Source organism: Candidatus Thiothrix sulfatifontis, assembly GCA_022828425.1.
Taxonomy (GTDB): domain Bacteria; phylum Pseudomonadota; class Gammaproteobacteria; order Thiotrichales; family Thiotrichaceae; genus Thiothrix; species Thiothrix sulfatifontis.
Window position 1 is genome coordinate 1,854,211 of sequence record CP094685.1, and the last position, 15,695, is coordinate 1,869,905.

A 15,695-nucleotide genomic window follows, 5' to 3' on the forward strand; every position below is an offset into this window, starting at 1 on the left:
ATCGTTACAAGTATTTTTGGGAATTTTCCGGCAGAATTAGGGTCATTAAACTATATTAATGAGCGGGCATTTCAGTGAGTACCTTATTGTCATGAGAAAAATAGTGAAGAAGCTTGGCTTAGTGTGGCTGACCGTGGGTTGCTTGTGTCTGCCACTCAGTGTATTTGCGGCAGCAGAACCGGCAAGTTGCTCGGGTTTCAATGAGAAAACACTTAATCAGCACGCTAACGCGTATCAAGCAGAAATCAAAAAAGCCGCCAACCGTTACAGCGTCAATCCATCGCTGATCAAGGCGGTGATTGCTACCGGGAGTTGCTTTAATCATGCGTATGTCGCGCCCACGGGGACGGTGGGTTTGATGCAATTGCAGATGGATACCGCTAAGCGCTTTGGGGCGTTGGATGTATTTAACCCGGAAGCCAATATTGATGCCGGAACCCGTTACCTCAGTTATTTGCTCCGGCGTTACCAAGGCAGTGTGGCGGAAGTATTAGCGGCCTATGTTGCCAATAGCGGCACGCTTTGGCATGAGCCGGAGTTACCCGTGGCGTTTGAGCTGATTCAGGAACCTGTTAAGCAACACTTGACGACCCTGCTCAAGCTTGATGGCAATAAAAAAGCCAATCGTCAAGCGGCGGCATTATTGAAAAAATGGGCGAATTCCACCAAGGTCTATCACACAGCGTTGGCGGTGTTGCCGCGCCCGGATATTAAAGCCGCTAAAACCTGGTTTCAGTCGCGTTTAACCAAGGTGCATTACCCGCGCACACCTGACGCTAGGGGTTGCGGTGGTTTCAGTGCCAAAACCTTGCAAACGAAAGCTGCGCCTTATGATGACATTATCCGACAAGCGGCTAAACGCCACGGAGTGAACCCTGCGCTTGTTAAAGCGGTAATTGCTGCTGAAAGTTGCTACCGGGAAATGGTGGTGTCGTACAAAGGCGCGTCGGGTTTGATGCAATTAATGCCGGAAACGGCAGCAGAGCTGGGCGTGCTTGATATATTTGATCCGCAAGAGAACATTAATGCTGGCACGCGTTATCTCAGTTGGTTATTGCGACGTTACGACGGTAGCGTGCCTCATGCGATTGCGGCATACAATGCGGGTGCGGGCAGGATAGAGCAGGGTGCACCCATTACGATTGCGTTTACCGAAACCCGTGGTTATATCCGTAACGTGCTGACTAATTTGAATAAACTGGAACAGGGTAAAAAATCGATTGAAGACGCCCGTTTGCTGTTAGCGGGGTGGGAACAGACAGAGTTGGAATACCAAGCGGCGTTGCGTGGTGAAACGCTGGCAGTGGCTGAGCCGGAATTTGCTCCCGTTCCAGAAGAAAAAGCCATGTTCGACCCCGAAATGACGTTGGCATTCATGCGCACTGAAAAAGCTTTGCCAACGGTGACAGATACTGGAACTGCTGCGGACGATGTGCAATTGATCACCGCCGCAGCAGTTGACCAAGGCATTGTGCGCGTAAAGCATGTGAGCACTGTTGAGTTAGCACCGGCAGAAGCGGTAGAACAACCACAACCTACAACACAGGGTTTGCAAGCTTGTGAGGAGGTGCCAGCGGCTTTGCTGGCGCAAACGGCGCAGCGTGGCAGCGGGCGTTATGGTGCATTTTTTTACGCTGTCCAAGCGGGTGATACTTTGGAACAGGTGGTGGTGAAGCTTGGTGTTAATGCCGAAGCGGTTATGCAGCTCAATAATGTTGCATGGGATGAGCCTTTGCGGGCAGGGGGGCAATTGAAGGTTGCGGAGTGTGCGCGGGGGTTGTAATGGATATTGTAGTTGTCGCGCCTATCAGTGCTGTGCAAAATGGTTCGATTGAAGAGAAGCCAGTTTTGTTTTCACCAACACCACGGAAAGGTTTTGGAACGCGATTACACCAGCGTGTGATGGTGTTGACGGGTGGGGACGATTTACAGACTCCGGTTCGTTCTCTTCCGCGTGTTGCCCCTGATTTTGCCGATGATTAGGTTCGAGAGTATTTGTGATATGTTTGTCACGGCATCCCTGAATATTGGTTGGTTAACCTGAAGGAAAATTGCCTTGAAGTGTTCCAGCAGCCGGAAAATGAGCGCTATACCAGCTATCGGAGTTTGAAGGCGGGAAGTGTGTTTGTTTGTGGGAATGGTAAACAGGTGATGATTGGTTGTGTGTTGGTGTAGTCATTCAGATCGCATTAGAGAGCCACTTTTGATAATATTTTAAGGTAATCAAATAGAGTGCAGCCCAACCATGCCAGCCAGAGACATCTACCACAACACCGTCAAACATGCCCTAGAAAAAAGCGGCTGGAATGTTACGGCTGACCCATTTTTGTTACGCGCTGGCGCAATATCCATGTATGTGGATTTGGGGGCAGAACGTTTACTGGCAGCGAATAGAAATGAAGAGAAAATTGCGGTAGAAATTAAATGCTTTTTACAAGCCTCTGATATTTCTGAGTTCCATGCGGCGCTGGGACAATTCATGAACTATCGCCTTGCTTTGAGTAAGCAAGAACCCGATCGTGTTTTGTATCTTGCCGTACCTGCTGACACCTATGATTCATTTTTCACCCAACCATTCATTCAAGATGTATTGCATCAGTATCAAGTTAAGCTGATTGTATTCATGCCTAATCAAGAGGTTATCACGCAATGGATAAGTTAATGCTGTATCGTCAAGCTATTAAAAATCTGCTTAAAGAATATGCTGATCTTTCCGCAGCGGATAAAGATGTGGACACCCAACTGCTGTTTGATGAAACTCATGACCACTATCAACTCATGCATGTTGGTTGGATAAATGGGCAGCGAATCTACGGTTCAGTTATTCACTTGGATTTGATCAATGGTAAAGTTTGGCTGCAACACAATGGCACGGAAGGCGATATTGCTCAGGAATTGATGGCTGGCGGTGTGGCACGGGAAGATATTGTGCTGGGCTTTCGTTCGCCTGCGGTGCGCGTGCATACGGGGTATGCGGTTGCTTGAACTCATGCGTTATTATGATTCCACTGGGTAGTTACCACGCAATGTCCATCCAAGTGATGGCAGATTATATCCCGTAACCTGTTTGAGTTTGGTCATCGTGTGCGTATATATGCGGAATGGTGGGTAGAACCCTTGTCGAGTAGCCCCGAAAAAGCAATCGGGGCTTCATGTTCTATACTAAGTAGTTTTCATTAATTTAGTAAGAAATACATGCACATTGGTCAGGTTCAAACCCAAGAATCCCCGCAGCCGAGACTATTGACCATAGCAGAGAAACAAGTAATGCTTTCCACCATGTTATATCAGAACTTGGATATGCTATTAAGAAAACAGCAAATGTTCAATATATTCAAAGCACCATTAATGGATTGTTTTCATTTTCCAAATCCATGTCTGTTCCTTTTTATTCTTAGGTAATAATGAGATAGTTTCATGTAACTGTCAGGTTTTTTGGTCGTTAAATATTTGAATCTACCGAAGCTTCATGTGAAGCAGTGTATTAATTTATCATATATTAAAAGCTAGTGTTGCAACTACTAATCCAATAGCAACAGTGTATTCAACACCAAGAGTAACTGTAATAATTCCACCAAGAATAGTGATAGTGACAGGTATAACAGCTTTTTGCATTTTATGTTTTCCTTTATTGTACTTGGGGTTTAGGTAAACTATTTGTCGGGTTGTGATTAGCGATTTACTAATGATAACTTGATAACTTGATAACTTGATAACTTGATAACTTGATAGCTTGCTACTGCCACTCGTCGGACGGTAGTTTGTCGAATGGCTTTCTTACACCTGTTGGTCGTTTCCGCTATAATCACCCCCTTTCCAATAGCCCAACCCCGTGGACACCATGACCGACCGCCTAACCGAAACCGCCCGCCGCCGCACTTTCGCCATCATTTCCCACCCGGATGCCGGTAAAACCACCATGACCGAAAAGGTGCTGCTATTCGGGGGCGCAATCCAGCTTGCAGGCACGATCAAAGGGCGCAAAGCCGGTCGCCATGCTACTTCCGACTGGATGACGATGGAAAAAGAACGCGGCATTTCCGTCACCTCATCGGTGATGCAGTTCCCCTACAATGGGCGCATCGTCAACCTGCTCGACACGCCGGGGCATGAAGACTTTTCGGAAGACACCTACCGCGTCTTAACCGCTGTCGATTCCGCCCTCATGGTCATCGACGTGGCAAAAGGGGTCGAAGAACGCACCATCAAACTCATGGAAGTGTGCCGCCTGCGCGATACGCCGATCATGACCTTCATCAACAAGCTCGACCGCGAAGGCAAAGAACCCATTGAGTTGCTGGATGAAGTCGAAACCGTCCTCAATATCCAATGCGCCCCGATCACCTGGCCTATCGGCATGGGCAAACGCCTCAAAGGGATTTACCACCTCTACGAAGACAAAGTAATCCTCTACAAACCCAGCACCGAACGCCGTCAGGATTACGACGAAATCCAAGGGCTGGACAACGCCGAACTCGACAAACTGCTCGGCACACAAGCCGACGAATTACGCGAAGAAATCGAGCTGGTGAAAGGCGCAAGCCACGAATTCGACCTGCAAGCCTACCTCGACGGCAAGCTCACCCCAGTCTATTTTGGCACAGCTCTAAACAGTTTCGGCATCCGCGAATTGCTGGATGGTTTCGTGGAAAATGCCCCCGCGCCGCAAGCCCGCCCAACCACTACCCGCAAAGTCGAAGCAGCGGAAGAGCCTTTCACTGGCTTTGTCTTCAAAATCCAAGCGAATATGGATCCGCAACACCGCGACCGCATGGCATTCATGCGCATCTGTTCCGGCAAGTTTGAAAAGGGCATGAAGGTTAAACACGTGCGCATCGGCAAAGAGGTGAAAATCCCCGACGCGCTCACCTTCATGGCATCCGACCGTGAACATGTCGAAGACGCTTACCCCGGCGACATTATCGGCTTGCACAATCACGGCAGCATCCGCATCGGCGACACCTTCACAATGGGCGAAAACCTGCAATTCACCGGCATCCCCAACTTTGCGCCGGAACTGTTCCGCCGTGCGCAATTACGTGACCCGCTGAAAATGAAGCAGTTGCAGAAAGGCTTGGAGCAGTTGTGCGAAGAGGGCGCAACCCAGCTTTTCAAACCCGTCAACAACAACGACCTGATCCTCGGCGCGGTCGGTGTATTGCAGTTCGATGTGGTGGCGCAACGTCTCAAAGACGAATACAAAGTCGATGCGCTGTTTGAAGGCGTGAACGTGCAAACCGCGCGTTGGGTCACATCCACCAACGAGAAAAAGTTCGAGGAATTTAAGACCAAAGCCGCGCAGAATTTAGCTTACGACCATTCTGGGGAGCTGGTGTATATCGCACCAACCCGCATCAACCTGCAAATGGCGCAGGAAAAATGGCCTGACATTAAGTTCCATTCCACCCGCGAGCATGGCGTGGCAACAGGTTGATCTTTTAGGAAAAGCGACACATCGTTACCGTTAGCGCAGGGGGAGGTGCGACCAGATTTGTTGGATAGTGCGGTTCATTTGCTGTGGGAAATCGTGTATCAATTTGCGGCTGGTCTGCGCAAAATTAGGGTGTTTATTTTGCAACTGCCGGTATTCCTTTGTTCCCTGTTCGAGTCGTTGATTACATTGATAAAATGCCGTGCGTAGCAGCGGTGTCCAGAGGTGTTTGAGCCTGACCTTGTTAACCTCTTGCATGGCTGCGAGGTAGCGACCTTCTCGATAATGGCAAACGGATAAGGGAAGGTGATACCAGTCAGCATAGGTTGGGCTAATGTTGATGCTGTTCTGTATAAGTTGCGCCCCGGTTTGCCATTCACTCAAGCCGATGTAAATCAAACCGAGGTGGATATTCAGGTAACTGTCTAGTGCGTTGATCGTCTGTGCTTGTTCTGCTGCTGTCTGGCAGCGTTCGTTGTCCCCATTAAACAAGCAGGCTGCTGCGTAGTATGCGTGTGAATAGGCATTAGCGGGAGCGAGTTGCAGCAAGGTATCGGCAGCATGAGCCACCTTGGTTTCTATGGATTCAATGACCTGGTGTTTCAAGCCATATTCTGCAAGACAATGATTGATGTAGACAAATAAAGCTGGTACATCATTGGGGGCTTGTTCAAGCCGCTGTGTGCAGGCTTGCCAACTGGTTCGGAAGGTTGTGGGGGATGGATTCCATAGGTACTGGCGTACTGCAACCAATACTTGGTGTTGGGAAGCAATGGGTTTACCTGAATCTAGTTGCTGACGCACCCAATAGTGATGTGCCACACCTGTTTCATAGTTGAGGGTATCGTGAGCGATACGCTTGAATATCGGGTTAATGCTTGCAGGTGTTGGGTAGCTTTTTTCCAATGGAAAATTGTGCCCCCAGATAATCTGTTGGTTTACCCCATGCACCAAACTGCATTTGAGGCTATAGCCGGATTCTGTGGGGTAAAGGTCAAAAAATAGAATGAAATCTGCACCGTATTGTTGCCAGACATCAGACTGCCAAGATGCGTTGGCCAATGTCACCTGACAAAAACTGAATTTTGCCAATGCAGCCACATAATCATTCGTCAGACGGGTGATGAAGGAAGTTCCCACATTTTCATCGGTCACGAAATGGCGGGGGATGCACATAATGCTGGGGCCTTGCGATTGGCTTACCGCCGCGTTTGCCCGTTCCAGCGGGAAAACAGGGTGCTGGTGGCTGAATTCAGGGCAGTAACTGCCCATTGGCAAGTCGATGCGAATGGTGTCAAAGCGGCCTTCTGTCGCGTAATACTCACCCAGTTGATCCCGCAGCCGTCGGGCTTGCACGCGCACCAAAGGGCTTTCCAAGGCACTAAAATCCGTTGATCTTCCCAGTGCGTGAAGAGCGATAGCGTGTTGTGTGATCTGCGTTTGTTTTCCTGCCAGACTTTCCCGCACAATATAGCGCAAAAATTGGCTCAATATTTTGCGGGCGCGAAAACAGCGGCTGGTCAGAATGCGTTCAAGTTCAGCCTCTATTGCGGGGCGATCGAGTTCCATGCGTTACCTTTAATGCGGCTACTGGTCGTCTGGCGCAGGCGTATTCCCCGTAACACGCGACCATAAGTGACGGATGATTTGATTGTTTTTACGGCTAAATCCTTGCGCCAGTTTGTGACTGTCCTGCGCAAATTTAGGGTATGTCTGTGTTAGGTGTTGGTATTCTTGTTTGCCTTTTTCCTGCCACCCGCCCTGATGGTACAGCGCGGTGCGCAGCATGGTTGACCACAAATGCTTGAGTTTTATTTTCTTGGCCTCTTGCGCAGCGGCGAGGTAGCGCCCTTCGTGGTAATGGTATACACACAAGGGGATGTGATACCAATCCGGGTAAATGGGGCTGATATTAATACAATCCTGTATCAGTGCTGCCCCCCGCTCCCATTGGCCTAGCCCTATGTAAATCAAACCCGCAAGATTGTTAAGATGGCTGTCGAGCGGGTTAATGGCTTGCGCTTGGGTGATGCTATCGGCACATTGCCCGTATTCTTCTTGGAGTATGTAGGACATGGCTTGAAACAGGTGCGTGTAAGCATTATTGGGTGCTAGTTGAAGTAAACGTTCCACGGTTTGGGCAGTACGAGCGTGCAGCCGTTCAATTTCATGATATTTCAGTAAATAATCCCCACGGCAGTGGTCAGCAAACATAATCAGTGCCGGTATATCATCTGGAAATTGCTCCAGTCGCTGCTCACAAGCACGTAACGTGGTACGAAAATTATCGTGAGAAATATTCGAGCAATACTGGCGAAATGTCACCAATACCTGATGTTGTGAACGGATGGGTTTGCCCGAATCCAACAGTTGGCGTACCCAATAATCTTGTGCAATTCCCTTTTCTGCGCCTACCGTGTCATGAGCAATGCGTTTAAAGATTTGTTGATGTAATGCCAGAGCTGGGTAGGTGTGATCAAGTGCAAAACTGTGCGCCCAGACAATTTGCCGATTCAACCCATGCACCAGACTGCACTTGAGGCTATAGCCGGATTCGGTAGGGTAAAGGTCAAAAAACAAGTTGAAATCTGTGCTATGCCAAACATCATGCCGTTGCGCTGCATCCGCTAACGTCACCTGACAAAAACGGAAGTGTGCCATGACCGCCACATAATCATCCGTCAGACGGGTGATGAAGGCGTTTCCTACGCTTGCATCGGTCACGAAATGGCGGGGGATACAGGTAATGCTAGGGCCTTGCGATTGGCTGACCACCGCGTTTGCCAGTTCCAGCGGGAAAACAGGGTGCTGGCGGCTGAATTCAGGGCAGTAACTGCCCATCGGCAAGTCGATACGGAGGGTGTCAAAACGTCCTTCTGTCGCGTAATACTCACCCAGTTGATCCCGCAGCCGTCGGGCTTGCACACGTACCAAAGGGTTTTCCAAGGCACTAAAATCCGTTGGTCTTCCCAATGCATGAATAGCGATAGCGTATTGTGTGATCTGAGTTTGTTTTCCTGCCAGACTTTCCCACACAATATAGCGTAAAAATTGGCTCAACATTTTGCAGGCGCGAAAACAGCGGCTGGTCAGAATGCGTTCAAGTTCAGCCTCTATTGCAGGACGATCAATTTCCATGCATTACCTTTAAGGAAGTGGACGTAAGTTATGTACTATAGGGGTTTGCATACAAAGTTATACCATCCATTCTCTGTTTTCACGCAAAGGGGGCATTAAAAATAAAAAAGGCTACGCAGTTGGGGCTGGTAGCCTTAAAGGGCTTGCGAGGGATAATGCAAGATTTTTAAAATTAATTAATGATAGAGTGTTAAGTGTGTGAATTTCTAAAACAAGCAAATGCTACCATTTAGGAATAAATCATAACAGTAACCAAAATTTGTTACGAAAATAATAAATAACTATTACTCAATAATTTTATCAGTAGTATTTAAATTTGAAATTGACGCAATTGATTTTTCTTGGGTTAATCTCCTGTGAATTAACGCAGCAATTGTTTCGAGGTGTGTATCCAGCGGATTAATCGCTTGCGCTTGTTGCAGAGCTGCTAGGCACGCATCATGCTCTGCTGACAACAGGCAAGACAGCGCGTAGTACAAGTGTGAATAAGCATTGCCGGGGGCTAGTTGCAGCAGGGTTTCGGTAATGTAGGCGAGGCGTTCTTCCAACGTTTCAATTTGCCGGTATTGGAATAAATAGTCCATTCGGCAGTAATCAGCGTAAACAATCATCGCTTGCACATCATTCGGAACGTGCGCTAAGCGTTGTTCACAAATTTTGACACTGCGCTGAAACGCGGCGGGGGAGCGTTCCCATAATTGCTGACGTAACGCCAACATAACCTGATAGTGCGCGGCAATCGGTTTGGCTGAGGCCGTCAGGTAACGCGCCCAAACATGGTGCGCTACGCCTTGTTCATAGTCTAAGGTATTGTGGGCGATGTGTTTAAAAATGGCTTGGAGTTGAGGTTGAGAGTCGCCGAAGTGTGCATTGAGTGTGAAACTCTGCGCCCATGCCGTTTGTTCCGTGGGGACATGTATCAAGCTGCATTTGAGACGGTAATGTTCGGCAGTGGCGGTATGCAAATCCAAAAATAGTGCGAAATCCGCGTGGTGGCGCTGTAACGCATCACGCGATTGCCAGCGGGTTTCCTGCGTAAATATCACTTGGCAACCGTTAAAATGCGTCAAAATATTGATGTAATCGCGGGTTAGACGTGTGATAAGTGACCAGCTATCCGGGGTATTCATAAATGTGCGGGGAGTACAAACAATGCTGGGGCCTTGGGAGAGGCTGAAGCTTGTCTCTGCCAGCATTATCGGTTGATACACGGTTTGCGTGATGGAGTGGGTAAATGTGGCGTAGTAGCCGCGTGTTGCCAATTCAATCGTTATGGGATCGAAACGGCCTTCGCTGGCATAATATTCATCTAATAGCTTGCGTAAGCGCCCAGCCTGTATGCGTATTAGCGGGTCAATGGCGCTATTAAAATCAGGTGATTTTCCTAATCCTTCGACGGCAATGGCGTATTGCGTGATTTTTGCAATATTTCCCGCCAGCGTTTGCGTCACCACGTAATGTAAAAAAGCCCGCAATACTTTACGTGAGCGAAAATGACGGCTTTTTAAAATATTATCCAATTCTGATAATGCTGATGATTCGTCAATTCTCATAAAAATTTAACATATCAATATTAGCCACCTCTCCAAAAACGTTTGCCGCAGCACTTGCAACGGTAGCGGATTTTTTGAGGTGAAAATAGACGTTGCCACCAATTCGGGCGTGAGCGGCGGGCAGGTGAATCACATTTGGGACAGGTAGTAAGATTGGTTCCTGACATGGCTATCCATCCACTGATACTGCGGATTTATTAATCTGCTTCTTGTTTTCAAAAAAAAGCTATCCAGTCAGAATTTCTGGATAGCCACCTAGTCTTTTACCAAAATAGATGATAATAGGCCTATTACCGACTCTGGTAGTAACAGGATTTTGTTACAATTTACTTGACTTGCGCCACCATGTAATCCACGGCTGCTTTGACTTCATCATCAGACAGCGCCGGGTTGCCGCCTTTAGCGGGCATCACGCCTTTACCCTTGAGGCTGGATGCGTAAAGTGCATCCATACCCGTTGCAATGCGCGGCTCCCACGCGGCTTTGTCACCCAGTTTAGGCGAGCCAGCGATACCTGCGTCATGGCAGCTCATGCATAAACCTTTGTAAATTTTCTCGCCGTCGATTTTAGCAGCATCGGTCGCTTTGTCGTCGGTTTTGGGGGCTTCCGCCGCCGCTTCCGGTTTCGCGGCATCGGCGGGTTTTTCTTCAGCAAACGCAGGGGCGTTGGCTTGTGCAAGCGTGAGGATGGCAATACCTATCAGGCTTAATGCTTTCATTGAGATTTCTCCTAGCGATTATGGTTTGTCGTATTATCAACAATCTGATCATACGGGTTTCCGGTCGGGGCGCAATTCTCGGTAAATATTGATGGGTATTAGCGCTTTAAAACGGGTAAATGCCACCCATAATGAAAGCATTGCTAAATTAACGTTAAGGATATGACATGAGTAACCCGATGAATATCGTCTGCCCCGCGTGCAGCGTCACCAATCGCATTCCAGCAGAACGGCTGGGCGAACACGCCAAGTGTGGCAAATGCGGCAGCGATTTGTTTACTGGACACCCAACCGAGCTAAGCGCTGAGAATTTTGCCAAACACATCAGCCGCAATGATATTCCCGTCCTCGTTGATTTTTGGGCACCGTGGTGTGGCCCTTGCCGTCAGATGGCTCCGGCGTTTGCACAAACAGCGGCACAACTGGAACCCAGAGTACGCTTTGCGAAACTGAATACCGAAGATCACCAAATGGTGGGGGCGCACTACAATATTCGCAGCATTCCGACCATGGTGTTGTTTAAAGGCGGGCAAGAAATTGCGCGGCAGTCTGGTGCGATGGGAGCGGCGGATATTGAACGTTGGGTACGTAGCCAACTTTAACCCGTGTACACATTGGCGCGGGAGCAAATGGCTGTTTGCTCCCGCAGTTATGCTCAGGCGTGTTTGAACTTACCGCTGAGCTTGCTGAATCCGACCAAAATGTCGTCAATAAACGTAAACACCACCGGAATCACCAGCAAACTCAGCACCGTTGACGCCAGCAAGCCGCCGATGACCACAATCGCCATCGGTTGGCGGAAGCTGGGGTCAGCCGCTAACCCCAACGCGGTTGGCATCATCCCTGCACTCATCGCAATCGTGGTCATCACAATCGGACGGGCGCGTTTGTGGCAGGCATCCAACAGCGCATCCACGCGGTTTTTCTGGTCACGTTCCCGCGCCATCACCGCATAATCCACTAGCAAAATCGAGTTTTTGGTCACAATGCCCATCAGCATCAGCAAGCCAATGACCGCAGGCATCGAGAAGCTACTGCCCGTCAGCAACAATGCCAACAGCGCCCCGCCGATTGACAAGGGCAATGCCGCCAGAATCGTAATCGGTTGTAAAAAGTCGTGGAACAGCAGCACCAACACAATGTAAATCAACAATACCCCGATCAACATCGCACCACCGAACCCGCCGAAGAGTTCCGCCATGCGTTCCGCATCCCCCGAACTTTGCCGAATCACACCGGGGGGCAGGGTTGCCAAACTCGGCAACTTATCCACCATGGTGGTCACTTGCCCGACGGGTAAGCCGTTCAATTCCACATCAATACTGACATTGCGCATCCGATCGAAACGATCCAAACGCGCCGGGCCGCTGCCCAATTGCACATCCGCCACCGCCGCTAATGGCACCGCACCATTGCGCCCCGGAATCCGCAATTGGCGAATCGTATCGAGATCATTGCGCACACTTTCATCAAATTGCACCCGAATCGGGATTTGGCGCTGGGGTAAATTGAGCTTGGGTAAGCGGGTGGAAAAATCCCCGCTGGTTGCCACGCGCACCACTTGCCCCAAAGCCTCGGTGCTCACGCCTAATTCTGCTGCCCGCGTGTAATTGGGGGTAATGTGAATTTCAGGGCGTTGCAAACTGGCACCGGACACCACATTGCCGATGCCTTGCAGGGTGCGCAAATCGCGTTCCGCACGCTGCGCTGCGGTCAGCAACAGCTCGCCATCATCACTGGCTAACACCACCTGCGTTTTGTCGCCCGAACCGCCCGAACCCACGGTGTAACGCACCCCCGGTAGCTCTTTCAACGCTTGACGAATGTCGGCTTCGACCGCGATTTGGGTGCGTGAACGTTCCTCGCGGGTAGTGAGACTGACGGTCAGCGTGGCTTTGCGCACATCCGCACCGCCACCTTCGGCAATCGGGCCGCTGCTTACGCCACTGGCTGCACCGACCAGTGTGAAGACTTGTTTCACATCGGCTAAGGGTTGCAACAAACGCCGGGCGCGTTCAGCAATGGCGTAGGATTCTTCCAGCGTGCTGCCCGGTTGCATTTCCAGCGTTACCGAGGTCAGTGCGGTATCCGCCGGTGGTACGAAGCCTTTGGGTAACAAGGGTATAATTTGCATTGACCCCGCAAAGATCGCAATCGCCGCCACTAACGTGATAAAGCGGTGTTTCAAACACCAGCCTGCCGCCGTCATGTAATGGCGCATAAACCAGCCGTCACGCTCCGGCTGTGCGGTTTTTTCATGAGCTTTGGGATTGTGCGGTTTCAGGAAATATGCCGCCATCATTGGTGTGAGCAAACGCGCCACCGCCAGCGAGAAGAACACCGATACCGCAGCGGTAATCCCAAACGATTCAAAAAACTTACCCGGCACACCGCCCATAAACGCCGTCGGTAAAAACACCGCAATCAGCGTAAACGTGGTCGCAATCACCGCCAGCCCGATTTCATCGGCGGCTTCGATGGCGGCTTGTTTGGGCGTTTTGCCCATGCGCAAATGGCGTTCAATGTTTTCCACTTCCACAATCGCGTCATCGACCAAGACTCCGACTACCAACGCAAGCGCCAGCAAGGTGAGAATATTCAGCGAGAACCCAAAGTAATGCATCGCCGCAAACGTGGGAATAATCGCCAACGGCAACGCTGCTGCGGATACCAATGTGGCGCGTATGTCCCGCAAAAACAGGAATACCACCAAAATGGCTAAGGCAGCACCTTCGTACAGTAAATGCATTGAGCCGGTGTAATTGGCTTGAATGCGTTCAATGGTGTCGTAGGCTTCCGCCATTTGCACTTGCGGATACGCACTAGACAGTTTAGTCACCGCTGTTCGCACGCCTTCTACCACGTCAATTTCACTGGCGCCGCGTACCCGTGTGACTTGGAAACCGACCACCGCTTTGCCATCCAGCAAAGCGTGTGTGGAACGTTCCGCAATGGTATCGCGAATGGTGGCAAGTTGATCCAAGCGCACATGCCGCCCGTTTGAGAGCGGAATTTCGATGGCACCGAGTTCGGTTGCCGTACCGACACGCCCTAAGGTACGTACCGATTGAATACCGCCGCCCACATCACCACGTCCACCGGGTGCATCTTGCTGCATTTGCCCTAAACGGCTGGAAACGTCAGCAGCCGTCACCCCCAAACCTGCCATGAGTGCCGGGTTCAGGTCGATACGCACTTCGCGATTAACACCGCCGACTCGTGATACTTGACCGACACCTTTGACCGCCATTAATTCGCGCGTAATCTCGTTGTCGACAAACCAAGACAGCGCTTCTTCGTCCATGTTGGGCGCGGCAACGGTGAATGTCACCAGTGGACTGCCCGCAGTCGTCACTTTCGAGACCACCGGGTCATTCATTTGCGGTGGCAAGTTGGCGCGAATGGTGTCGATAGCGTTGCGCACTTCGTTGAGCGCGACCTCGGTATCTTTGTCAATGTCGAATTCGACGACGATGCTGGCAGAACTGTCGGTCAAGGTGGTACGTAAATGCTCAACGCCGGTAATCGTGGCAAGCTGGTTTTCGATCTTGCGGGCAACTTCGCTTTCGAGCTGTTCAGGGTCAGCGCCTTCCAGTGAGGCATTTACAATAATGGTGGGGAAATCAATATCGGGGAAATTTTGAATGCCGAGCGCTTGAAACCCCTTGATTCCCAAGAAGCTTAGCAACATGAACAATAACACCGCCGGGACGGGGTTGTGGATTGACCAAGCGGAAACGTTCATGGCTTATCCCTCATCGAACTGGCGGACTCTGCCACAGGGGAGGGGGGCGCGGCAACGATTTGCACCGTATCGCCATCGTTCAAAAAGCCGCCGCCGGTCATCACCACGCGGGCGCTGGCGTTGATGCCGTCGCGAATTTCGGTTTGGCCTTGCGCTGTTTTGCCGATTTTCACAAGGCGTTGTTGCACCCGATTGTCGTCGCTGACTTCAAACACGTAGTGATTGCCATCGCGCAAGATCACCGCTGTTTGGGGCAGGGTCATGGCTTTGGTTGCGCCGGTGAGAATTTCACCTTCGGCAAACATCCCGGTTTTGGCAGGGCTACCGTTCGGTAAGCTGATGTACACCATCGCGTTGCGCGTATTGGGGTCGAGTGTGGGCGCGACTAGGCGCACCGTGCCGGTAACGCTTTCGCCGTTGGGAAGGGTGAGGCGAGCGGCTTGCCCGCTTTGAATGGTGCTGGCATCGCGCCCGGAGACTTCTGCCCGCCACTCGAGTTTGTGTTGGCGCACCATGCGGAATAATTCGGTGCCGGTTTGCACGACTGCGCCGAGGGTGGCGGTGCGGGTGGTGATAATGCCATCATCCGGCGCAAGGATGCGGGTTTGCGCGAGGCGGATTTGTTGGGCATCGAGCGCGGCTTGCGCAACCGCTTCACCCGTTAAGTATTGGTCAATTTGTTGCGCGGGGATGGCACCGCTGCTTTTTAAGCGACGGGCACGGTCGGCATTGGCACGCGCTTCGGCGAGACTGGCTTGTTTTTGGGCGACATCGGCTTGCACGGCGGCTTGCGATAATTTCACCAATTCTTGACCTTTTTTGACTTCATCGCCGACATCAGCCAGCACGTCAGTGATGCGCAAGCCACTGATTTCGGATGCAATAATCGCTTCTTGCCAAGGGCTGATCGCGCCGTTAGCCATAATGGTCGTGCCCCAGTCTTGCGCCATGGGGCTGGTGACGCTGACGGCGAGAGCGGGATTGGCAGCGGGCGCAGGCTTGGCATCTTCGGCGGCTACCGATGGCAAGGGTAACAGCATCACGCTGCTTACCAGCAACAACGCAGAAATTAAACGGGGTGTGCGTAACGTGTTCTTCATATTAATGAC

General features: G+C 50.7%; 13 protein-coding genes. 7 read left to right on the forward strand and 6 right to left on the reverse strand.

The window, feature by feature from the left end:
• The first annotated feature begins 103 nt into the window (after positions 1-103).
• From L3K52_09580 to L3K52_09605, 6 genes are all read left to right on the forward strand, one after another.
• Positions 104-1,783 (forward strand): transglycosylase SLT domain-containing protein, encoded by a 1,680-nt coding sequence (locus tag L3K52_09580; protein UOG90460.1) that lies wholly within the window; start codon positions 104-106, stop codon positions 1,781-1,783.
• Positions 1,783-1,983, forward strand: a complete 201-nt coding sequence (locus L3K52_09585) for a plasmid stabilization protein (protein UOG90461.1) — start codon at positions 1,783-1,785, stop codon at positions 1,981-1,983. The genes L3K52_09580 and L3K52_09585 overlap by 1 nt, the downstream gene beginning before the upstream one ends.
• 48 nt (positions 1,984-2,031) lie before the next feature.
• On the forward strand, positions 2,032-2,175 hold the full coding sequence (locus L3K52_09590; GenBank protein UOG90462.1) for a hypothetical protein: 144 nt from the start codon (positions 2,032-2,034) through the stop codon (positions 2,173-2,175).
• A gap of 70 nt (positions 2,176-2,245) precedes the next feature.
• Positions 2,246-2,662 carry a XisH family protein gene (locus L3K52_09595; protein ID UOG90463.1) on the forward strand — a complete coding sequence of 139 codons (417 nt, stop codon included), beginning with the start codon at positions 2,246-2,248 and terminating at the stop codon, positions 2,660-2,662.
• The gene (locus L3K52_09600) at positions 2,650-2,985 is read left to right on the forward strand and encodes a XisI protein (protein ID UOG90464.1); all 336 of its coding nucleotides are present in this window, start codon (positions 2,650-2,652) and stop codon (positions 2,983-2,985) included. The genes L3K52_09595 and L3K52_09600 overlap by 13 nt, the downstream gene beginning before the upstream one ends.
• A gap of 856 nt (positions 2,986-3,841) precedes the next feature.
• On the forward strand, positions 3,842-5,434 hold the full coding sequence (locus L3K52_09605) for a peptide chain release factor 3 (GenBank protein ID UOG90465.1): 1,593 nt from the start codon (positions 3,842-3,844) through the stop codon (positions 5,432-5,434).
• A gap of 30 nt (positions 5,435-5,464) precedes the next feature.
• Here L3K52_09605 and L3K52_09610 read toward each other — a convergent pair whose 3' ends face one another.
• The 4 genes from L3K52_09610 to L3K52_09625 all read right to left on the reverse strand — a co-directional run bounded on the left by L3K52_09610 (position 5,465) and on the right by L3K52_09625 (position 10,841).
• Positions 5,465-7,000: a hypothetical protein gene (locus L3K52_09610; protein ID UOG90466.1), complete on the reverse strand. Its 1,536-nt coding sequence runs from the start codon at positions 6,998-7,000 to the stop codon at positions 5,465-5,467.
• Between the two features lie 18 nt (positions 7,001-7,018).
• Positions 7,019-8,569 (reverse strand): hypothetical protein, encoded by a 1,551-nt coding sequence (locus L3K52_09615; GenBank protein ID UOG90467.1) that lies wholly within the window; start codon positions 8,567-8,569, stop codon positions 7,019-7,021.
• A 284-nt stretch (positions 8,570-8,853) separates the two neighbouring features.
• Complete coding sequence (locus L3K52_09620) at positions 8,854-10,122, reverse strand: hypothetical protein (protein ID UOG90468.1); 1,269 nt, start codon at positions 10,120-10,122, stop codon at positions 8,854-8,856.
• Positions 10,123-10,448: 326 nt separating this feature from the next.
• On the reverse strand, positions 10,449-10,841 hold the full coding sequence (locus L3K52_09625) for a c-type cytochrome (protein UOG90469.1): 393 nt from the start codon (positions 10,839-10,841) through the stop codon (positions 10,449-10,451).
• 167 nt (positions 10,842-11,008) lie between these two features.
• Here L3K52_09625 and trxC point away from each other — a divergent pair, with 167 nt between their 5' ends.
• Positions 11,009-11,443, forward strand: a complete 435-nt coding sequence (gene trxC / locus L3K52_09630) for a thioredoxin TrxC (protein ID UOG90470.1) — start codon at positions 11,009-11,011, stop codon at positions 11,441-11,443.
• 53 nt (positions 11,444-11,496) lie between these two features.
• On the opposite strand, the gene L3K52_09635 is transcribed toward trxC, so the two are convergent.
• On the reverse strand, positions 11,497-14,586 hold the full coding sequence (locus L3K52_09635; protein ID UOG90471.1) for an efflux RND transporter permease subunit: 3,090 nt from the start codon (positions 14,584-14,586) through the stop codon (positions 11,497-11,499).
• The gene (locus tag L3K52_09640; protein UOG90472.1) at positions 14,583-15,686 is read right to left on the reverse strand and encodes an efflux RND transporter periplasmic adaptor subunit; all 1,104 of its coding nucleotides are present in this window, start codon (positions 15,684-15,686) and stop codon (positions 14,583-14,585) included. Before L3K52_09640 ends, L3K52_09635 begins: the two co-directional genes overlap by 4 nt.
• Positions 15,687-15,695: the final 9 nt, after the last annotated feature.